Here is a 19,605-nt window from a genome sequence, read left to right on the forward strand (position 1 = left end):
TAAAACTCATTCTTCTTCATCTGCCACTTCGGCAACACCCGGTGCAACTGCGTCGGCCATTGCATTGACGCCCAGAGACTCGCGAATCCGATTTTCGATTTCACGCGCCATTTCAGGATTCTCACGCAGGAATTCGCGTGCGTTGTCCTTACCCTGGCCGATCCGTTCGCCGTTATAGCTGTACCAGGCGCCTGCCTTGTCAACGAGCTTGGCCTGCACACCCAGGTCAATGATTTCGCCCTGACGCGAGATACCTTCACCGTAAAGGATGTCGAAAATGGCTTCGCGGAACGGCGGCGCAACCTTGTTCTTCACCACCTTCACGCGGGTTTCGTTGCCGATCACTTCGTCGTTCTTCTTGATCGAACCAATACGGCGAATGTCCAGGCGCACCGATGCGTAGAACTTCAGCGCGTTACCACCCGTGGTGGTTTCCGGATTGCCGAACATCACGCCAATCTTCATGCGGATCTGGTTGATGAAGATCACCAGGCAGTTCGTACGCTTGATCGTGCCGGTCAACTTGCGCAGTGCTTGCGACATCAAACGCGCTTGCAAACCAGGCAACGAGTCGCCCATTTCGCCTTCGATTTCAGCCTTCGGCACCAGTGCCGCGACCGAGTCGATCACGATCATGTCGATGGAACCCGAGCGCACGAGTGCGTCGCAGATTTCCAGCGCCTGCTCGCCCGTATCCGGCTGCGAGATCAGCAGGTCCGACGCGTTCACGCCGAGCTTTTGTGCGTAAGCGATGTCGAGCGCGTGTTCCGCGTCAATAAACGCTGCCGTGCCGCCGATCTTCTGCATTTCGGCGATGACTTGCAGCGTCAGCGTGGTCTTGCCCGACGATTCCGGACCGTAGATTTCCACCACGCGTCCACGCGGCAAGCCGCCAACGCCCAATGCAATATCTAGTCCGAGCGAACCGGTCGACACCACTTGAATGTCTTCAATGGCTTCGCCAGCGCCGAGTCGCATGATCGACCCCTTGCCGAATTGCTTCTCGATCTGCGCGAGCGCGACGGCAAGCGCCTTGCTCTTCTCTGCAGACATCCCGCCCGGGCCTTTCTTGCTATCTTCCATGAATCGTCCTTTGCTATGATGAACGGCGTCTGGCGCATGCCCTTGGGACTTTTTCCGGTTGGGCGCACTGCTGCAGACACTGTATAAAAAAACAGGTGTTTTTGCAAGTCCGATTGAAGCGCGTAGTTTCAGCGCCACGTTCGACCCCTGCGAACACCACTACACCTGGAGACCGCCGCGCCGGGCGAATTGCGGTGCCGGCAATGCCTTTTGCGCACACTACGATGCGAATCCTCATTGCCGAAGACGACAGCATACTCGCGGACGGTCTCATTCGATCACTCCGCCAATCGGGCTATGCCGTGGATCACGTGCCGCACGGCGTGGACGCGGACAATGCGCTTTCGCTGCAAACTTTCGACCTTCTGATCCTCGATCTGGGCCTGCCGATGATGTCCGGCCTGGAGGTCCTGAGGCGCCTCAGAGCCCGCAATTCCCAGATGCCCGTGCTGATCCTGACGGCCGCCGACAGTGTCGACGAACGCGTCAAGGGCCTCGACCTCGGCGCCGACGACTACATGGCCAAACCGTTCGCGCTGAACGAGCTCGAAGCCCGCGTGCGCGCCCTTACCCGGCGTGGCGCAGGCGGCGGCCCCACCGTTGTCAAACATGGCGCGCTCGCGTTCGATCAGGTCGGGCGCATTGCGTCCATCAACGACCAGGTCATCGAATTATCTGCACGCGAACTCGGCGTGCTCGAAGTCCTGTTGCAACGGGTTGGCCGGCTAGTCTCGAAGGAACAACTCGTCAACCACCTTTGCGAGTGGGGCGAGGAAGTCAGCAACAACGCGATCGAAGTCTATGTCCATCGGCTAAGAAAAAAAATCGAGGCCGGTGGGGCGCGGATCATAACCGTTCGCGGGTTAGGCTATAGCCTTGAAAAAGCCGTTGCCGCGGTGCCCACCTCTGTACCACCTGCCCCGGCAAACGCCGACGAGCCTGTCTCGCCCAGCCCGCATTACAAGTAGCAAGTAACCACGAGTAACCACGCCATGGGCTCGCCAGCGTCCCCCGAGCGCGCCGCTCCGGCGTTGCGCGAGCTGACACCACTTTCGCCGGATCTGCCGGAAGCCGACCCCGATGCTTCTCGCGACGCGCGTTACGCGAATCCGTTCGCACCACCGGACGAGCTCGAGCCCGACGGCGAGCCCGCGCCGCGTTCGCTATTCGGTGAGATCCTGGACTGGATGCTCGCGCCGCTCTTGCTTCTGTGGCCCATGAGTATTGCGGTCACGTATCTCGTCGCCAAGTCGATTGCCAACGGGCCGTTCGACCGCGCGCTGGAAACGGATGCGTACGTTCTCGCGCGGCAGATCGCGCCGGTGAATGGCGTCGCGGAATTGCGGCTGCCGAACGCCACGCGTGACTTCCTGCGCGCGGATAACGTGGACAGCGTGTTTTTCCAGGTGCTCGGTACGCGTGGAGAACTAGTAGGCGGCGACGCCGATATGCCCTTGCCTCACGACGATGACCGGCCGCAGCCCGGCATTGTGGAATTTCGTGACGACGTGCTGCGCGGCAACGACATTCGCGTCGCTTATACAACGGTGGAAGCACCGACGCTTTCTAATCCGGTGTTGGTCCAGGTGGCCGAGACGCTCGATAAACGCAGCCAGTTGGCCAACGACATCATCAAGGGCGTGATCCTGCCGCAGTTCGTGATCTTGCCGCTGGCTATCGTGCTGGTCTGGTTCGGGTTATCGCGCGGGCTGGCGCCGCTGCATGCGCTGCAAGCGAATATTCGCGCCCGGCGTCCCGACGATCTTTCACCGCTCGAAGCCAGCCGTGCGCCGCCGGAAATCGCGCCGTTGGTGGCGTCGTTCAACGATCTGCTCAACCGGCTCGAGCAGAACATGCAGTTGCAAAAGCGCTTCATAGCCGACGCCGCGCATCAGATGAAAACGCCGCTCGCGGGCTTGAGGACGCAGGCAGAGCTGGCGTTGCGGCAGGATGTATCGGCGGAAGTGCAGCGCTCGCTTGAACAGATAGCGACGAGTTCCGAGCACGCCGCACGGCTTGTGACGCAACTGCTCGCGCTGGCTCGGGCCGAGAACCGGATGTCGGGGCAGATTTTCTCGCGCGTGGAGTTGACCGATCTCGCGCGGCTCGCTGTGCGCGACTGGGTGCAGGCGGCGTTGGCCAAACGGATGGACATTGGTTATGAGGAGCCGCCGCATCCGGTCGAGGTTGAAGGCAATGCGGTGATGTTGCGCGAAATGCTGTCGAATCTTATCGATAACGCCATTCGTTACACCCCGCCGGGAGGCCGGATCACGGTCCGCGTGCGTACTGACGAGTCCGACACGCGGCACGTCTTTCTCGAAGTGGAGGACACGGGGTTGGGCATTCCTGAAGCGGAACGCACGCGTGTGGTGGAACGGTTCTATCGCATTCTTGGGCGTGAAGGCGATGGCAGCGGACTCGGTCTTGCCATCGTCCGGGAGATCGCGATGATGCACGGCGGCACTCTCGATATTGACGATCACGTGTATAGCGAAACGCCGCGACAAGCCGGAACGCTTGTCCGAGTGGGCTTGAAGCGGGTTTATCCTTCCCGGGACAAACCCTGATCGGAGTTTGCCTAAAGTCTTTCCACAACCCAATTTAGACGGACGTTAGCCAACTAATTTAGATAGAAGACAGCAATTTAGAAGAAATTAACTCAATAGGAAGATAAAAAAGCATCTTGGCGCCCACCCCTTCCACGTCAGAACGCCGTAAGTTTTCCCTCCAATAATCGTTGCACGGCGCTGCTATTCGCGGATGCCACTCAAAGATCAATACAGGAGACGATTTCATGGCAACGGTCGAGGGGCGCATTTCCCACGCACCGATGACGAGCGAAGAACGGCGCGTGATTTTCGCGTCATCGCTAGGCACGGTGTTCGAGTGGTATGACTTTTATCTGGCGGGCTCGCTTGCTATCTACATAAGCAGGACGTTCTTCTCCGGCGTCAATCCGACGGCCGCTTTCATCTTCACCTTGCTCGGCTTTGCGGCGGGTTTTGCCGTGCGGCCGTTCGGCGCGATTGTGTTCGGGCGTCTCGGCGATATGGTCGGACGCAAGTACACCTTCCTTGTGACCATCGTGATCATGGGTCTGTCCACGTTCGTGGTCGGGCTGCTGCCCGGGTACGGCACGATCGGGATTGCCGCGCCTGTGCTCTTCATCGCGATGCGGCTGCTGCAAGGGCTCGCGCTCGGCGGGGAATACGGCGGCGCGGCGACTTACGTGGCCGAACATGCGCCCGCCAACAAGCGCGGCGCGTGGACCGCGTGGATCCAGACGACGGCTACGCTTGGGCTGTTCATCTCGCTGATCGTGATCTTGCTGGTACGGAGTTCCGTTGGTGAGGAAACGTTCGGGGCGTGGGGCTGGCGTGTTCCGTTCCTGGTGTCAATCCTGCTGCTTGCTGTGTCCGTGTGGATCCGGTTGAAGCTGCACGAATCGCCGGTGTTCGAGCGCATCAAGGCGGAAGGCAAGACGTCGAAAGCGCCGCTGACCGAAGCGTTCGGGCAGTGGAAAAACCTCAAGATCGTGCTGCTTGCGCTGTTCGGGCTGACGATGGGACAGGCCGTTGTTTGGTACACGGGCCAGTTCTACACGCTGTTTTTCCTGACGCAGACGCTGAAGGTTGATGGCACCAGCGCCAACATCATGGTGGCAGTGGCGTTGTTGATCGGGACGCCGTTCTTCCTGTTCTTCGGATCGCTGTCGGACAAGATCGGGCGCAAGCCGATCATCATGGCCGGGTGCCTGATTGCCGCGCTGTCGTACTTTCCGCTCTTCCACGCGCTCGCTCACTACACGAATCCGACGCTGGAAGCCGCGACCTTGAAGGCGCCGATCAGCGTGATTGCCAATCCGGACGAGTGTTCGTTCCAGTTCAACCCGGTGGGGACATCGAAGTTCACGAGCTCCTGCGATATTGCCAAGAGCGCGTTGTCGAAGGCCGGTTTGAACTACGAGAACGTGGCCGCACCGGCCGGGACGATCGCGCAGGTCAAGGTCGGCGACACCGTGGTGGATACGTATGACGGCAAGGCCGCCGATGCGAAAGCCCAGGGCGCTGCGTTCGACAAGACGCTGGCTGGCACGCTGAAGTCGGCGGGTTATCCGGCGAAGGCTGATCCGGCGCTGATTAACTGGACGATGGCTATTGTCATCCTGACCATCATGATGATCTTCGTGACGATGGTTTATGGGCCTATCGCCGCGATGCTCGTTGAGATGTTCCCGGCGCGGATCCGGTATACGTCGATGTCACTGCCTTATCACATTGGCAATGGCTGGTTCGGCGGGTTCTTGCCGGCGACGGCGTTCGCTATCGTGGCCGCGAAGGGGAATATTTTCTCGGGGCTGTGGTATCCGATTGTGATCGCGCTCGCGGCGTTCGTGATCGGGATGCTGTTTGTGAAGGAGACGAGGGGAACGGCGGTTTATGACTCGGATTGATTTTCGGGCGATTGGGGGAGCGATTGTGGGGTGGTCGCTTTCCGGGCTCACTTGTCTCTAGGAATGAGCCTGGAAGGGGTTGACAGGTTTCGCAACCCTCTTCATAATCTCGATCTCTTGGCGAATTAGCTCAGCCGGTTAGAGCGACGGAATCATAATCCGCAGGTCCGGGGTTCGAATCCCTGATTCGCCACCAGTTGTAAAAAAAGCCGCTACTTCGAAAGAAGTAGCGGCTTTTTGTTTGGGTGCGCGCTGCCAGTTCTTGATGGTTATAGCTTTTTTGACTATTTGAGTGAGCAAGCCGAGAACGCGTCTTGCGTTCTGGTTAGGGCGCGACAGTGCGCCTTGCCTCTTTCCGACCTAAAGCTGCTAGTGTGGCTACTACGGATGCCGTTTTAGAGGGAGCATTAAGATCATTGAATCTACCGTCGATGCCCTAAATCCGTAGTACTCGTAGAACTGCTTCGCGCGCTCGTTCAACGTATGCACAAGCAACGCGCGGACACCGGCATTCTCTGCGACAGATCGCACATGAGCCTGCGTCCTTGAGCAAGGCGCCGCCAAGCTTGATACCCAACGCGAGCATCGACCGCGAGCCTTGCGAGCAGCATTACTGGCGCTGGATCCGGCATGTTGCGACGGACGGCGCTAGTGGCATCTTGATGCGCGACTGCACCCGCCGCCGAAGCGTAATACCCAAGCACGCACTGATTGGGATTGACTGCGACGAAAGTGCGACTGGCCCCGTTCAGATGGTTGGTCAGTGCACGCCGCCTAAGCCAATCGTCTAGTGATGGCTCGCCACAATTGAAGCCATCGAGTAGATGCGTCGCAGCGAGCGACTGCGGTACTAAAAGTTGAGCGCTCACCCCGTGCCCGCGTTCCACGGAGCCTTGACAGCCATCAGACGCTCGAATCCTAGATTAGCGCTTTGTGGCGCGTCGAGCAGCGCGGTGAATTCCCGGAATTTGTTCTCGTCCAGGCTGAAAAAGACCTGATCCAGCACGATAGCTTGCGCGCGCTCGCATGCAGCTTCCAGCATGAAGTCCGAGCGATTCTTGCCCAGCAGATTGGCCGCATGGTCGATCAGGTCGCGCTGTTTGGGTAGCGCACGTAAATTTATGGAGACGTCATGCATAAAGCTTCTCCTTTGTGTATGCACAACAGATACACATAATACGTTTGCGTATAGCTGTTGTCAGCACGCCGACCGGCCGACGGTCGCCCTTTGCTCTTGGTAGGCCCGCGCAGTATTTACGGCGGGAAGGCTGCATGCTCACGCCGCGAAGCGGTGTTCACGTTCCGCCAACACTGGATATCGTCAACTACGAATTCCCGTTGCGCGACAACTATGATGGCCGGCGTGACCTTCCAATTGTCGCGCACCAGCATCCGCCAAGGCAGCGTCGCGGCCTCACCTAACTCGACAAAAATGGCTTGTTTCCGAGCCCCTTGATCGTTACAAACCGATCAGCGGTCGCACCGCCTCTCTCACCGATTCCAGCTCTGCTTCTGTCACCTTGTGCCCGCGAAACTCAGCCTTTCTGGCCTCGATATCGACCGACCGAATCTGGTCAGCCTGAGCAACGCAAGGCTCGGGAAGCGTTGAGAGCGGAATCTCGGTCTGCCACTCGTGATTCGTCCTCGAGATCGTCACACCGATGACCCGATGGATCACGCCGTTGACTGCTTTCGGGCTAATCACAAGAAACGGCCGCTTGCCGCTCTGCTCAGTTCCCATTGTTGGCGCTAACTGCACCCACCACACCTCACCTGCCTCTGGAATGCCATCGTCCATTTATCACCACGCGTCATTGCGGGCGGGATCATCCGGGCCGCCGGCCTCTGAACCCATCGGCTCGTCATCCAGCAACGGATCGACCTGTCGCTCTCGCTTGCGCGCCGGGCCTTCCTCAAGAAAGCGCGCCATCGAGAACTTTTTCACGCCCGCTGGTTTAATCACAAGAGCGCCATCTTCTGCGCTCACCTCTACGTCCGTGTCTTCCTGCAAGCGCAGAGTTTCTGCGAGACCTGCAGGAATTCTCACGGCGAGGCTGTTGCCCCACCGCTTCACCTGTTGAAGTGCCATGCGTCGGCTCCTTATTGAGCGGCTTTCGTAGCCGTTAGATATCAAAACAACTGCAGCGTCCGGTAGATACCGCGTAGACACATTGTAACGCATTTTCATGGACGTGTATACGGCGTGTCTACTTTCCCTCAATTGGTTCATTGAAGGCCGAGGCGTTGTCGGCCGCCTTGTTGATGCCCTTCGTTCATACGAAATCTGCGAAACGCCTCAGCAGGGGGACGGTAACGAGTTTGCAAAATGATTCGTCTCTGCAAAAAGATCATCTGCTGCCCAGCAAAATTTACGGATTGGTCGTTGGTTTAGTACTTTCGGCCAAATTAGCTGCGCAGCAAATCGAGCAATTGATACAAACCGAGATCTTGAGCCCCTCGAATGGAAAGCGTGCGGATCATGGCGGCGAATCCGATACGGATCTAGGCAATCGATCCGGCTGCCCCTCTGAACTTGACAGCTCGATGCGATTGAATACGCGTCCGCCATATCGCTTTCTCAAGGACCCGAAAGCTAGCACCCTGACATTGACGTTTAATGTTTAAAAACCGTTAAAAGTCAAAATTTGCGCCCTAGCGTTAAATTATAGAGAAGCACTATACGATCGCGGTTGCGAGAGCAAGGTTTAGCAAAAATGGCCGAGCAGGATTAAGTTCAGAAGAATCTACTCAAAAATTACTTTTCTGACGAAGCCCAACCAAGGCATTCAAAAAACACAAACACTAGACAGCAGGAAATTATGAAACCCAAAATATTTATTGGTTCATCCCGAGAGGGAATCCCAATTGCAAACGCGATTCATTCGAATCTAACAGACGATGCCGAATGCACCGTTTGGAAGGACGGTGTTTTTCAACCGTCTTCGTCCACGCTCTTCGACTTGATGGGAATACTCCGCGTGTCGGATTTTGCGATTTTCGTTTTTAGCCCCGACGATGTCTCGATTATGAGATCCGCGGTAGACCAAGTCGTACGAGACAATGTTCTTTTCGAGCTCGGTCTTTTCATTGGTCGACTTGGGCAAGAGCGTTGTTTTTTTCTCGTTCCGACTCCGAGAAAATGCGACTACCTACAGATCTCTTCGGGTTTAGTCCAACCAGGTATGAATCTCAACGCCGCGATTCAAATTGGGAGGCCGCAGTCAATCCAGCATGCACGCAGATACTGCGAGTTGTGAATAAACTGAGGTCTTTCCAAGACAACAATGAGAAAAGCGCTGCTGCAAATGTAGCCAACGCCGCGCCCGCGGAATCGTCGAAATTTGCAGAGCCTGCGGCCACGACAAAGCTAAAGATAGAACCCTACAAGAAATCGTTTTTACTTAAGAGTGACAATCCTTCTCACAGAGAGCGCCTCTCAGCGCTTTCGTATGCGTCATACAACCGGACGCTGCGAGCATGGGTCATCCCTTATTCTATGGAAACTACTGCCCGCGCCGAACTCGCTGATCTGTTGTAATTCCGACTGGCTTCGGGGTCTCCGCGGACTACGAGTCTGCTGCGCGCGGGTTATGGATTTGCAGTGCGGCTAATAAATCGAATCCGCCACTCATCTCGAGCAAAAACGGCGGGGTGCCCCTCGAGCACATATCGGTAGAGGCACCGGTTGGGTTCGGTCGAGTCACCTACCATCCTCTAACAGTGCAATGACGCTCTGCGACGGCGTTTGCATCACCCGCGCCATTAAATCTGCGCCGGAGACTTCATCGTAGCGGGTGGGGATCTTTTCCCTTAGCTTAAATAGCCTGTGGTTGGCGCTTCGGGTGAGTTGGCCGTACGTCGTCGCGAAGATGTGCCCCCGAATGACGCCCTCGTCCTTGATGTCCTTTTCCCTGCTCGTTTTGGGAGCTATTTCGTGGCCCACGACGAAGGCACGAAAAACCGGGGTGCCGTCCATTGCTCCGCTCGCCAGGAAGTCTTGAACGTAACCATCCGCCTGGTTCATCTCATCCCTGCCGATGCACGACTTCCCCTTTTTGAGCTCGATGATCAGAACATTCTGTATGCGGGTCAGGCCTTGGTCATGGCTGTCGAAACCCTCTGTTCCGACAATCGAACATGTGGCGTCCGATAGAATCATCAGATCGGGACGCTGCTTGGGGTTGAGAAATGCAGCCGCATCGACACGCTTGCCAAAAATCTTTCCGGCTGCAGTGCGAAGCGTGACGTTCGAGGCATATTCGTGACTGTCGAATTCTGGGCCGAATAGCCAACGTGCCTGGGTAACCAAAGGATGCAGCGTGTGCAGCTCGTCGGTGCCTGGGTCTCCGCTGAGCTTGTCGATGGCAACGATCACCGCGAGACGATTATCAATTTCATCCAAAACGGACAATGCATCTTTAATCGTCCATTGTCCCAAAAGCCTGTCCAAACCCTCAAGGTCCGAATCGTTGAGCTTGGCAAGAGGCTCTCAGAAGTCGGTAAATGTACCTGTCATGTCCGGTTTGTTGCCAGGCACCTCCCTTGAAGGAAAGTGCAACATCGTCGGGAGACAAGATTGATGCAACCCTGCTTACCAAATCGGCGCAGGAAGAAGCCGTCCCCGTACCAGCAGGGGCGTAAGCTTCAAGCGGCTCGTGCATGCGAAAAATGCTTGAAAAGCTGCTCCATGAAAGCAATCCCGCGGGATCGTTCAAGTGGCGGGCTGTACCAAAACCAGAAATAGCGACAGCGGCGTGATCGTTCGCGCGAATTTCATTGCATTTAAACGTTGCCCATGACCATCCGATTGAAGGCTCCCGCATGCGTAACACTCATCCCGTGCGATGCGCCCTCAATCGTCACGCTCCGCGCTCCTTCAATCCACCTTTCCAACGCCCCCACCGCATCCCGAAACATCCGCGGACTCTTCTCCCCATCGATTAGCAGCGTAGGGCATTGCACCCTCCCCGCCGCGCGCGCATCGTAGGCCGGCAACGGATCTCTAAACTGCAGCGCCAACGTATTCGCGTTATCCATCGCCATGGCCTTGAACTCCTTCGGACTCCTCGCCCAGAACCCTGGCCGACTCACCGAATCGACAAAAAGCTCCAACCCCGCATCAACTTCCCCGCGACCAATCAACTCCGCCGCCTTCGCGCGCAACGCATTAACCGGCGCAGGCAAAACCGTCCCGGCTCTCCCATCATCCCCGCCCCTAGCCACCGCCCCACCCGGATCCGCAAGCACCAACGACTTCACCAACTCCGGATACCTCACGGCGAGATGAAACGCAACACACCCACCCCTTGAATGCCCGACAACATTCACCGCCCCAACGCCCAACCGCTCGATAAGCCTTCCCAACTCATCAACATGCGCGTCCCAGCTGAACTGCCTTGAACCACCAGCCATCGCACCAAACCCCAACACGCCCGAAGGCCAATAATGCGAAAGACTGGGCGCGACACATCGATACTGCTTGGCAAGCGGCCCTAACTGCGGCTTCCAGTATCGAAAGTCACAAAGCGACCCATGCACGAACAGCATCACCTCATCGTGCTCGTGCCCGGTCTGTACAAAGGGAACTTGCAAACCATCATCGAGCGTGGCGATATCCGGCGCTGGCAGGCCAAAAAGTTGCGAGGGATCCACCCCATCCAACAGCTTCATCCGTTGCAACTCCGATTAACGAAATACCGCGAAAAACAAAAGTCCGCAAAAAAACTCACTCCGGCGCCGTAGCCCGAACGGTCACCATATCGCCCAAACTCCGATCATCGTCGTCATCGAGCGAAGAGGTAGAAGAAGACGCAGAATCCAACGACCCAGCAGTCGCCCGTAAAGAATCAAAAGGAATAGCCTCCACCGGAAACCCCTTCTTCTCCCACGCGTCCAATCCGCCCTTCAGCGGCCGCACATTCCTAAACCCCTTCGCCTTCAACTGCCGCACGATCTGCTTGGCCGTCGCTTCATTCGGACACACGCAATACACCACGACCTCGTGTTCCTGAAACATCGGATCGATTTTCCGAGACGACTCCAAATCCAGCGGAATCGCGCCTTTGATCCGATGCGCCTCCTTCCGCCTCACCTCTTCCGGCCGGGCATCGAAAATAACGGGCGGTGCATCGGAGCGCATCATTTCATCGAGTTGTTCGGGCGAGATCCGATACTTCGCGAGCCATCGACGGAACTGCAAGCGGCGCGCCCATCGGTACGCCAAAAACGCACCCGCAGCCATGCCGAGCACATCGAGCGCGGTGAGCCCATACGTCCTCACAAACACCAGCAGATTCGCGACTTCGGCCTTCAAAATCGCGCCACCGAGCATCCACGCCGACGCCCAGAGCGTCGCGCCCACCAGATCCCAGAACACGAAAACCCGCACATCGATCTGCGTCGTCCCCAGCAATGGCGACGACACCAATCCCAATCCCGGCACAAACTTCGACAGCGCCAGCAAAGGCACGCCGAACCGCTCGAACCAATGCCGGGCGGTACGCAAAGTGGTATCAAGGGAAAGAGAGAAGCGCACGAGCGAGTTCAGAAACCGCCGGCCATACAACCGGCCGGCCGCGAACCAAAGCGAATCGGCGATAACCACCGCGATGACCGCGGCCGCCAACATATGCCAGAACGAAGCCAGCCCGGCCGCGACTAACGTGCCGGCCAGCACCAGCATGGGTGCAGCGGGAATGGGAACGCCGAGTTGGGTGGCGAGCACGCTGACGAACACGGCCCACGCGCCCCACGAGGACACAACGGAGATCGGGACGTGCGGCAATTCGGGCTCCTTCGGGGAGGGTGCGGAGCGCCGCGTTGTGAATTACTTCTACCTGATCAATATCAACAAAACGGCGCCCGGGCCTGCAACTTTATCGCGAATCTGAAATTATCGCCGAGTGGCCAAAAGCCTTTAATGCGCTCGCCTGGTCTGAAGGTCGCCTCCACGTTATGCCGAGGATACGGGCGTCGGATTGGGTGCGTAAGGTGAATTCTCTACGAATCGTCGCTGGGTGCAGATGCGTTTGAGAATACCGGCTTTACCCCTCAATCCGCGCTCGCGTCACGCCGAGCAAACCGCCCATCGCGTCACGCGCCGCCGCCGAATTCCGCGCGACGATGGCATCGAAAACGGCCGTATGTTCCGCCATCGATGCGTTGAAAACCTCCGCCCGCCGCGCATTCAGCCGCAACTGCGCCTCAAGCGTGCGCTCGATCAACGTTCCGAGCGGCACCAGCAATTCATTGCTGCACGCATTCAACACGCTCAGATGAAACCGCAAATCGGCACGCACCCATTCATCGACATTGCGCGCGTCCAGCATCGTTTGATGTGCTTGGTTTAAACGTGCTAACGCGTCATCGTCATGATTCGCGGCAGCCAACGCAGCCGCGTAAGGCTCGATCATCTCGCGCATTTCCTGCAGCTTTATCGCGAACTGCAACGGCCTGGCGACTCGCGAATACCATTCCAAAACATCCGCATCGAGAAGATTCCAAGCCTGCCGAGGCCGCACGCGCGTCCCAATCTTCGGCCGCGATTCAATCAGCCCCTTCGATGTCAGCGTTCGCAGCGCCTCCCGCAACACGGTCCGGCTGACGCCAAAACGCTCCATCAGTTCGGCTTCGCGCGGCAGCGTAGAAGCCGGCGGAAAATCGCCGCGCAAAATCTCGGTGCCAAGGTCGTACGCCACGCGTCCGTGCAGATCTTGCTGGATACCCTTCCCCTTTCCTAAGATTGTCGCTAAGCAATCAAAACCACGCGATTATACGGACCCTTTTCCGACAAGGGTTTTCGTCGAATAGTACTATTAATATACACATCAAACGGATTTTTGATAGCATAGAAACCCTCGTTCCTCACCCACCGGAAAAATCAGGAGACGCCAGCATGAAAATCACCAAACTTGAGACTTTTATCGTTCCGCCGCGCTGGTGTTTCCTGAAGATCACGACCGATGAAGGCATCGTCGGCTGGGGCGAACCGGTGGTGGAAGGCCGCGCGCACACGGTTGCGGCGGCAGTCGATGAGCTGTCGGACTATCTGATCGGCAAGGATCCGCTGCTGATCGAGGATCACTGGCAGGTCATGTATCGCGCGGGGTTTTATCGCGGCGGTCCGATCGGCATGAGCGCGATTGCGGGCGTCGACCAGGCGCTGTGGGACATCAAGGGAAAGCATCATGGCGTGCCCATTCACGCGCTGCTCGGCGGCCAGGTCCGCGACCGGATCAAGGTGTATTCGTGGATCGGCGGCGACCGTCCGAGCGATGTCGCGAACAACGCGCGCGCCGTCGTGGACCGCGGTTTCAAGGCCGTGAAGATGAACGGTTCGGAAGAACTTCAGATCATCGATACCTTCGACAAAGTTCAAGCCGTCATCAACAACGTGGCGGCGGTGCGTGAGGCGGTCGGACCGAATATCGGCATCGGCGTGGACTTCCACGGCCGCGTGCACAAGCCGATGGCGAAGGTGCTCGCGAAGGAACTCGATCCGTTCAAGCTGCTGTTTATCGAAGAACCGGTGCTGTCGGAGAACGTTGAAGCGTTACGCGACATCGTGAACCAGACGAGCACGCCAATCGCGCTCGGCGAGCGTCTGTACTCCCGCTGGGACTTCAAGCACATCCTGGCGGGCGGTTACGTCGACATCATCCAGCCGGACGCGTCGCACGCGGGCGGGATTACGGAGTGCCGCAAAATTGCATCGATGGCCGAAGCCTACGACGTCGCCCTCGCCCTGCATTGCCCGCTTGGGCCCATTGCGCTGGCGACCTGCCTGCAAATCGATGCGGTCAGCTACAACGCCTTCATCCAGGAGCAAAGCCTCGGGATTCACTACAACAAGGGCAACGACCTGCTCGATTACATCAAGAACCCCGAAGTCTTCAAATACGAAGACGGCATGGTGATGATTCCGCAAGGGCCGGGCTTGGGTATCGAGGTGAACGAGGAGAAGGTGCGCGAGATGGCGAAGGTCGGGCATCGCTGGCGCAATCCGGTGTGGCGTCACGCCGATGGCAGCGTTGCAGAGTGGTGATACAAGAGTTACAGAGAATTGCGCTGCACCGCACTATGCAAAATTAGCGGGCATCGTAGAATAGCGCCATTGATACGATAATTTCGTCTCAATGGCGTTACGTAACATGCTGGCGGTATGGTTTCAGCCAACGGGTTACAGCACTGGACATGGCTTGCTTACGGCGCACGAAACCTATGCGCCGCAAGGTTTTGCCGAAGGTGATGACGCCTGGCCCGCCTCTTGCATTATCTGGCGTACGTGTGTTTGTTTCGACCCAGCGCCCGGGAAGAGCGCGACGACCAAGCTAGAGAGTCCAGCATGTATAACTACATCCTTCCAGATGAATTTGTCCGCACCCAGATGGCTGTGGGCGCTTTGGTGCTGTTCGGCGTGCTGCGGGTGATCGGTGCCGTCATGGGCGCCCAGCACGGCTGGCGCATGTCGACGGTGACGCGCTGCTTTATCGGCGCGGCCGTCCTGTTTTGCTTGCCGCAACTGCTTGATGTGTTGTTGTCGTCGCCCATGTCGCATCGCGCGTTCATCGAGCTCGAAGGCAAAGCGATCGGCTGCGCGCTGGCACTATTCTGCGCCCCCATCGTGAGTCATAAGCTGGGCTACGAGTAAATTAACGGCATCAATCGGTAGTCGCTTTAACTTATTTCGATTCAGCCCATCGCAGAAAAACCCGGCACGCTGTGCGACAGCACGGCGGCCGCGACAAATACCCCCACAATCAGCAACGCCTCCATCCGCATCACGCCGGTGAACGTGTGCGCATCGACTGTCGATGCAGTGCGCTGTAATCGCGGCATGACGGACCATCGGTTCATCGCGCCGAGCAGCAACGCGGTCGCAATCAGTACGCCCTTCACGACCAGCGCGTGGCCCCATCCGCTCGTTTCGAGCGCTTCCACCGATCCACCCAGCCCGCGCCACGCGTTATATATCCCGGTGAGAATCACCAGCGATACGGCAAGCACCGCAGCCGTGGAAACCTTCCCGGAAATACGAATCAGGGACGCCCGCGCCAGCGACGTCCCCAACGCCGGCAACACCCGCCACGCGCTCGCGATCACCAACCCGCCCCACACGGCCGTTGCCAGCAGATGAACCGTCTGCACACCTTCGGCGAGCGAAAACGCGCCGGCATCGGCGGCATGTCCTATCGACGCCTTGCCCGCCGCCGCCACGAGTGCACCGATCGCGAACAATCCGACTCGCGGTCCGCCCTTCGGATTACCCAAGACCGTAGCCAATATCAGCAGCACGCTGCCGGCGAACGCGATCGCCCAGCCCGTGCCGGCGTGCGTGCCGGTCACAACGGTGACGACGGCATCGAAGGCCTGAAAAAGAGGCGCACCGCTCATCGACGCCGCCTGCATCCACACCAGCACAAGATCCGCCACCGCGAGCACGACCGCGCCGCCCGTGCTCAGCCGGCGCGCCCTTACCCAACCGAGTCGCGCGGGAGAAATAGGCGCGGCCGCGTTTTCCTTCGATAACCACACGCTCAGGAACGCCCCGCCGAGCGTGCAGGCAAACGCGATGTCAGCAATTGCGGCAATGAGGACTTGAGCGAACCACAGCGGATCGTCACTCATAACCGCGACTCAACGAGGAAATTCAGGCTGAAAGCAAACAAGGAATGCATTGAAGGTTCGATGAAGGGTCGATGAAGAAACAAAAAAGAAACAAAACAAATCGCATGGGCCAGGAACGCGAGTCTAGCGGAACGGGCACACGGAATGCATTAGCGCCCAAGGGCACTCGAGCAACGCAAAACCACCACCAAACCCCACAAAACTCGTCGATACTTTGTCGAATCCCCTCGACTGTTAACTGTTACGCATGTTCAAAAAGCCCTGTCGATCCGTCGCGCGGCAAATTGTCGCGTACACGTTGAAAGTGCGGCGCAACAGGGCGATGCTCAAATAGTCATCATCAGGCATCGATGATAGAATGCCGCGTCGCATCACCGGCTCGCAGAGCCAATGTGGCAATGGTTCACCACATATTCGCACCGGGCCGAACGAAGCTCGGCAGGTCCTCGAAATTCATGGAGTGTCGCGTGTCTTCAAGACGCATATTTCGTCCGTTGCTCGCCCCGCTAATGGCTCTGGCGCTGATCGCCAGTGCCAGCATTGCCGGCGCAGCAGAAGCCCCGGCGCCCGCTCAAGCCGCCGCCCAGCCAATGGCGCCGGACACCATGGCAGCGCGTGTTCAGGGTTGTACGGCATGTCACGGCGTCCACGGCGAAGGCACGGACAACGACTATTTCCCGCGTCTTGCTGGCAAGCCGGCTGACTACTTGTACAACCAGTTGCAGAACTTCCGCGAAGGCCGCCGGAAGTATCCGCCAATGAATTACCTCGTCACGTATCTCTCGGACGACTACCTTCATCAGATCGCTACGTATTTCTCGCAACAACGTCCGCCGTATCCGCAGCCGGCCAAGCTGACTGTGTCGGCGTCAACGGTGGCGAAAGGACAACAACTCGTGCTGAACGGCGACGTTGGCCGTGGCATTCCCGCCTGCGCCGCGTGCCACGGCGCCAACCTGACGGGTATGCAACCGGCTATTCCGGGCCTCGTAGGGTTGCACGCCGACTACATCAGCGCGCAACTTGGCGCCTGGCGTGCGGGCTCGCGTCACGCAATCGCACCTGACTGCATGCAACAGATCGCCACCCGCCTGACCGACGACGACGTGACTTCTGTCGCCGCATGGCTCTCCACGCAAACCGCACCGGCTAATCCGGTACCCGCGCCTGCAGGCTCGCGCAAAACGCCGCTCGCCTGCGGCAGCGAACCGCAATAAGGCGCGAGGAGCGAGAAGAATATGAAACGCAAGTCCCTGTTCGCACTTTCGGCTGTTGTTGTCATTACTGCCGCCGCCGCTGCTGCCGCTCTCTGGTCAGGTGGCGACACCTTCCATTCGGGCGGCGCCGTTGCCGCCGTGCCCGCCGACCAGACCGAGTTGATCAAACGCGGTGAATATCTGGCGCGTGCCGGCGACTGTATTGCCTGCCACACGGTTCGCGGCGGCAAGACGTTTGCTGGCGGCCTGCCCATGCTCACGCCGTTCGGCACGCTGTACACGCCGAACATCACGCCGGACGACCAGTACGGTATTGGCAAGTGGACGTCGGAAGACTTTTACCGGTCGATCCATCTCGGCCGCTCGAAAGATGGCAGCCTGCTGTATCCGGCCATGCCGTTCACGGCTTATACCAAGGTCACACGCGCCGACTCGGACGCCATGTTTGCATACATGCGCTCGGTGCCCCCGGTCAACGTACCCAGCCGTCCGCACGAACTGCGCTTCCCGTTCAACCAGCGCAACATGCTGATTGGCTGGCGCGTGCTCTTCTTCAGCGAAGGCGAATTCAAGCCGGATCCCACCAAGTCGGTTGAGTGGAACCGCGGCGCTTACCTGATCGAAGGGCTTGGCCATTGCAGCATGTGCCATACATCGATCAACGCAATGGGCGGCCCGGTCAGCTCGGCAGCATTCGGCGGCGGGTTGATCCCGTTGCAGAACTGGTATGCGCCTTCGTTGACGTCGAACAAGGAAGCCGGCCTCGGCGACTGGGACATCAAGGACATCAACGACTTGCTGAAGACCGGTGTATCGCAGCGCGGCGCCGTGTTTGGCCCGATGGCCGAAGTGGTCCACAACAGCTTGCAGTACTTGTCGGACGCGGACATCAACGCCATGTCGACGTTCCTGAAGTCGATCCCGCAAAAGGGTGAAGCGCCGGAAACGATGCAGTTCGAAACATCGGCGCAATTTGGTTCGGAATTGCTGCAACAGGGCAAGAAGATCTACACGGAAAACTGCGCGAAGTGTCACGCGGAAAACGGTCTCGGCAAACCGCCGGCCTACCCGCCGCTTGCCACGAACCAGTCCATCCAGATGCAATCGGCCGTGAACCCGATCCGCATGGTGCTCAACGGCGGTTATCCGCCGAGCACGGACGGCAACCCGCATCCGTATGGCATGCCGCCGTTCGCTCAATCGCTGTCGGATACGGAAGTGGCTGCAGTGGTGACGTACATTCGTATGTCGTGGGGCAACCACGGTACGCCGGTGTCGCCGCAACAAGTCAGCAACCTGCGTTCGGCTCCGCTGGACTGATTGAAGAAGGGTTTTCCGCAGGTAGCGTAAAATACGCTGAAAGGCGCAAGCAGGGCGCAGGCCTCGAAACCGGGGCTGCGCCCTTCTTCTTTTTTGAGCGCGAATAAGCCGGAGCGCGGACAGGCAGGCTGGACGGACCTCGGGGGGCGGTAAAATGCTCAGGTCGGTTTGCCGGATTACGCGGGTTTTGCTCCGGTCTCAACACTTCTTAAAGCAGAAAAGCGCGGCGTTGCAGACAGGATCGCAATCACGCGATGAGGATGGTCGATGCATTTTGGTGAACGGTTCAACAGCGTTACCCATCTCGTCGGCACGGTGCTGTCGGTGGCAGGACTCGCAACGCTCGTCACCATGGCCGCGATGGAACGCGACCCGTACAAGATCGTCAGCTTTGCCGTGTACGGCGCGATGTTGCTTGTGCTCTACACAATTTCCACGCTGTACCACTGGGTCCGCAGCCCGCGGGCCAAGGCGGTATTGCAAAAATGCGATCATTCGGCCATTTACTTGCTGATCGCTGGAAGCTACACACCGTTCACGCTTGTTACGCTGCGCGGCCCGTGGGGCTGGTCGTTATTCGGCGTAAGCTGGGGGCTCGCTGCTCTTGGCATCGTTCAGGAACTCACGCTCGGGCGTCGAACCCGCAGCGTATCGATGGTGATTTACGTGATGATGGGCTGGCTCGCGCTCGTAGCCATCCGTCCTCTCGTTTCGGCTCTACCGCCCGCCGGCACGGCGTGGCTGCTGGCCGGCGGTTTGATCTACAGCGCCGGCATTTACTTTTTCATCAACGACGAGCGCATCCGGCATGGACATGGCATCTGGCACCTGTTCGTGTTGGGCGGCAGCTTGTGTCAATTCGTCAGCATTGCACGTTACGTTGCTTGAGCACTTTGCCCGAGT

20 protein-coding genes and 1 tRNA gene are annotated in these 19,605 nt (G+C 58.3%); 12 read left to right on the plus strand and 9 right to left on the minus strand.

Annotation, left to right across the window (positions count from 1 at the left end):
* Positions 1-6 precede the first annotated feature (6 nt).
* A complete protein-coding gene (gene recA, locus GSQ93_RS36940) occupies positions 7-1,083 on the minus strand; it encodes a recombinase RecA (protein ID WP_062081268.1) in 1,077 nt (358 codons plus the stop codon).
* A 224-nt stretch (positions 1,084-1,307) separates the two neighbouring features.
* On the opposite strand from recA, the gene GSQ93_RS36945 reads away from it, so the two are divergent.
* The 4 genes from GSQ93_RS36945 (at position 1,308) to GSQ93_RS36960 (ending at position 5,735) form a co-directional block, all read left to right on the plus strand.
* A complete protein-coding gene (locus GSQ93_RS36945; RefSeq protein WP_158941162.1) occupies positions 1,308-2,051 on the plus strand; it encodes a response regulator transcription factor in 744 nt (247 codons plus the stop codon).
* 24 nt (positions 2,052-2,075) lie between these two features.
* The gene (locus tag GSQ93_RS36950; protein ID WP_158941163.1) at positions 2,076-3,653 is read left to right on the plus strand and encodes a sensor histidine kinase; all 1,578 of its coding nucleotides are present in this window, start codon (positions 2,076-2,078) and stop codon (positions 3,651-3,653) included.
* Between the two features lie 227 nt (positions 3,654-3,880).
* Positions 3,881-5,539: an MFS transporter gene (locus GSQ93_RS36955; protein ID WP_158941164.1), complete on the plus strand. Its 1,659-nt coding sequence runs from the start codon at positions 3,881-3,883 to the stop codon at positions 5,537-5,539.
* Positions 5,540-5,658: 119 nt separating this feature from the next.
* Positions 5,659-5,735 (plus strand) — tRNA-Met (locus GSQ93_RS36960).
* Between the two features lie 669 nt (positions 5,736-6,404).
* Here GSQ93_RS36960 and GSQ93_RS36970 read toward each other — a convergent pair.
* Positions 6,405-6,677 (minus strand): DUF1778 domain-containing protein, encoded by a 273-nt coding sequence (locus tag GSQ93_RS36970; protein WP_158941165.1) that lies wholly within the window; start codon positions 6,675-6,677, stop codon positions 6,405-6,407.
* Between the two features lie 134 nt (positions 6,678-6,811).
* Here GSQ93_RS36970 and GSQ93_RS36975 point away from each other — a divergent pair, with 134 nt between their 5' ends.
* Positions 6,812-6,961: a hypothetical protein gene (locus tag GSQ93_RS36975; protein ID WP_158941166.1), complete on the plus strand. Its 150-nt coding sequence runs from the start codon at positions 6,812-6,814 to the stop codon at positions 6,959-6,961.
* Between the two features lie 37 nt (positions 6,962-6,998).
* On the opposite strand, the gene GSQ93_RS36980 is transcribed toward GSQ93_RS36975, so the two are convergent.
* Both GSQ93_RS36980 and GSQ93_RS36985 read right to left on the minus strand, forming a co-directional pair.
* On the minus strand, positions 6,999-7,337 hold the full coding sequence (locus GSQ93_RS36980; protein ID WP_158941167.1) for a type II toxin-antitoxin system PemK/MazF family toxin: 339 nt from the start codon (positions 7,335-7,337) through the stop codon (positions 6,999-7,001).
* Positions 7,338-7,340: 3 nt separating this feature from the next.
* A complete protein-coding gene (locus GSQ93_RS36985) occupies positions 7,341-7,628 on the minus strand; it encodes an AbrB/MazE/SpoVT family DNA-binding domain-containing protein (RefSeq protein ID WP_158941168.1) in 288 nt (95 codons plus the stop codon).
* Between the two features lie 155 nt (positions 7,629-7,783).
* Here GSQ93_RS36985 and GSQ93_RS36990 point away from each other — a divergent pair, with 155 nt between their 5' ends.
* Together GSQ93_RS36990 and GSQ93_RS38825 are read left to right on the plus strand one after the other, a co-directional pair.
* Positions 7,784-8,164: a hypothetical protein gene (locus GSQ93_RS36990; RefSeq protein WP_216857734.1), complete on the plus strand. Its 381-nt coding sequence runs from the start codon at positions 7,784-7,786 to the stop codon at positions 8,162-8,164.
* 194 nt (positions 8,165-8,358) lie between these two features.
* A complete protein-coding gene (locus GSQ93_RS38825) occupies positions 8,359-8,796 on the plus strand; it encodes a nucleotide-binding protein (protein WP_158941170.1) in 438 nt (145 codons plus the stop codon).
* A 443-nt stretch (positions 8,797-9,239) separates the two neighbouring features.
* Here GSQ93_RS38825 and GSQ93_RS37000 read toward each other — a convergent pair whose 3' ends face one another.
* The 4 genes from GSQ93_RS37000 to GSQ93_RS37015 all read right to left on the minus strand — a co-directional run bounded on the left by GSQ93_RS37000 (position 9,240) and on the right by GSQ93_RS37015 (position 13,281).
* Complete coding sequence (locus GSQ93_RS37000; RefSeq protein WP_158941171.1) at positions 9,240-9,989, minus strand: hypothetical protein; 750 nt, start codon at positions 9,987-9,989, stop codon at positions 9,240-9,242.
* Between the two features lie 332 nt (positions 9,990-10,321).
* Entirely contained in the window at positions 10,322-11,209 is an 888-nt protein-coding gene (locus GSQ93_RS37005) for an alpha/beta fold hydrolase (RefSeq protein ID WP_158941172.1), read from the minus strand.
* 55 nt (positions 11,210-11,264) lie between these two features.
* Positions 11,265-12,323, minus strand: coding sequence for a DedA family protein/thiosulfate sulfurtransferase GlpE (locus GSQ93_RS37010; RefSeq protein WP_158941173.1), 1,059 nt, complete (start codon positions 12,321-12,323; stop codon positions 11,265-11,267).
* A 259-nt stretch (positions 12,324-12,582) separates the two neighbouring features.
* The gene (locus GSQ93_RS37015) at positions 12,583-13,281 is read right to left on the minus strand and encodes a FadR/GntR family transcriptional regulator (protein ID WP_158941227.1); all 699 of its coding nucleotides are present in this window, start codon (positions 13,279-13,281) and stop codon (positions 12,583-12,585) included.
* A 152-nt stretch (positions 13,282-13,433) separates the two neighbouring features.
* Between GSQ93_RS37015 and dgoD the strand changes: the two genes are divergently transcribed.
* Positions 13,434-14,582, plus strand: a complete 1,149-nt coding sequence (dgoD, locus tag GSQ93_RS37020) for a galactonate dehydratase (protein WP_031359553.1) — start codon at positions 13,434-13,436, stop codon at positions 14,580-14,582.
* A 300-nt stretch (positions 14,583-14,882) separates the two neighbouring features.
* Positions 14,883-15,188 (plus strand): hypothetical protein, encoded by a 306-nt coding sequence (locus GSQ93_RS37025; RefSeq protein ID WP_158941174.1) that lies wholly within the window; start codon positions 14,883-14,885, stop codon positions 15,186-15,188.
* A 41-nt stretch (positions 15,189-15,229) separates the two neighbouring features.
* Here the strand turns inward: GSQ93_RS37025 and GSQ93_RS37030 are convergent, their stop codons facing one another.
* A complete protein-coding gene (locus tag GSQ93_RS37030) occupies positions 15,230-16,165 on the minus strand; it encodes a CopD family protein (protein ID WP_158941175.1) in 936 nt (311 codons plus the stop codon).
* Positions 16,166-16,620: 455 nt separating this feature from the next.
* Between GSQ93_RS37030 and GSQ93_RS37035 the strand changes: the two genes are divergently transcribed.
* The 3 genes from GSQ93_RS37035 to GSQ93_RS37045 all read left to right on the plus strand — a co-directional run bounded on the left by GSQ93_RS37035 (position 16,621) and on the right by GSQ93_RS37045 (position 19,590).
* Positions 16,621-17,382, plus strand: a complete 762-nt coding sequence (locus GSQ93_RS37035; protein ID WP_158941176.1) for a cytochrome c — start codon at positions 16,621-16,623, stop codon at positions 17,380-17,382.
* Between the two features lie 21 nt (positions 17,383-17,403).
* Positions 17,404-18,702 carry a cytochrome c gene (locus tag GSQ93_RS37040; protein WP_158941177.1) on the plus strand — a complete coding sequence of 433 codons (1,299 nt, stop codon included), beginning with the start codon at positions 17,404-17,406 and terminating at the stop codon, positions 18,700-18,702.
* A gap of 267 nt (positions 18,703-18,969) precedes the next feature.
* Entirely contained in the window at positions 18,970-19,590 is a 621-nt protein-coding gene (locus GSQ93_RS37045; RefSeq protein ID WP_158941178.1) for a hemolysin III family protein, read from the plus strand.
* The last annotated feature ends 15 nt before the right edge of the window (positions 19,591-19,605 follow it).

This window comes from Burkholderia sp. S171, assembly GCF_009766085.1.
GTDB lineage: Bacteria > Pseudomonadota > Gammaproteobacteria > Burkholderiales > Burkholderiaceae > Caballeronia.

What these genes read in the sequence shown, in the direction of transcription:
- recA (WP_062081268.1), bottom strand. Translation starts at nt 1,083, where the DNA reads ATGGAAGATAGCAAGAAAGGCCCGGGCGGGATGTCTGCAGAGAAGAGC.
- GSQ93_RS36945 (WP_158941162.1), top strand. Translation starts at nt 1,308, where the DNA reads ATGCGAATCCTCATTGCCGAAGACGACAGCATACTCGCGGACGGTCTC.
- GSQ93_RS36950 (WP_158941163.1), top strand. Translation starts at nt 2,076, where the DNA reads ATGGGCTCGCCAGCGTCCCCCGAGCGCGCCGCTCCGGCGTTGCGCGAG.
- GSQ93_RS36955 (WP_158941164.1), top strand. Translation starts at nt 3,881, where the DNA reads ATGGCAACGGTCGAGGGGCGCATTTCCCACGCACCGATGACGAGCGAA.
- GSQ93_RS36970 (WP_158941165.1), bottom strand. Translation starts at nt 6,677, where the DNA reads ATGCATGACGTCTCCATAAATTTACGTGCGCTACCCAAACAGCGCGAC.
- GSQ93_RS36975 (WP_158941166.1), top strand. Translation starts at nt 6,812, where the DNA reads ATGCTCACGCCGCGAAGCGGTGTTCACGTTCCGCCAACACTGGATATC.
- GSQ93_RS36980 (WP_158941167.1), bottom strand. Translation starts at nt 7,337, where the DNA reads ATGGACGATGGCATTCCAGAGGCAGGTGAGGTGTGGTGGGTGCAGTTA.
- GSQ93_RS36985 (WP_158941168.1), bottom strand. Translation starts at nt 7,628, where the DNA reads ATGGCACTTCAACAGGTGAAGCGGTGGGGCAACAGCCTCGCCGTGAGA.
- GSQ93_RS38825 (WP_158941170.1), top strand. Translation starts at nt 8,359, where the DNA reads ATGAAACCCAAAATATTTATTGGTTCATCCCGAGAGGGAATCCCAATT.
- GSQ93_RS37005 (WP_158941172.1), bottom strand. Translation starts at nt 11,209, where the DNA reads ATGAAGCTGTTGGATGGGGTGGATCCCTCGCAACTTTTTGGCCTGCCA.
- dgoD (WP_031359553.1), top strand. Translation starts at nt 13,434, where the DNA reads ATGAAAATCACCAAACTTGAGACTTTTATCGTTCCGCCGCGCTGGTGT.
- GSQ93_RS37025 (WP_158941174.1), top strand. Translation starts at nt 14,883, where the DNA reads ATGTATAACTACATCCTTCCAGATGAATTTGTCCGCACCCAGATGGCT.
- GSQ93_RS37030 (WP_158941175.1), bottom strand. Translation starts at nt 16,165, where the DNA reads ATGAGTGACGATCCGCTGTGGTTCGCTCAAGTCCTCATTGCCGCAATT.
- GSQ93_RS37035 (WP_158941176.1), top strand. Translation starts at nt 16,621, where the DNA reads ATGGAGTGTCGCGTGTCTTCAAGACGCATATTTCGTCCGTTGCTCGCC.
- GSQ93_RS37040 (WP_158941177.1), top strand. Translation starts at nt 17,404, where the DNA reads ATGAAACGCAAGTCCCTGTTCGCACTTTCGGCTGTTGTTGTCATTACT.
- GSQ93_RS37045 (WP_158941178.1), top strand. Translation starts at nt 18,970, where the DNA reads ATGCATTTTGGTGAACGGTTCAACAGCGTTACCCATCTCGTCGGCACG.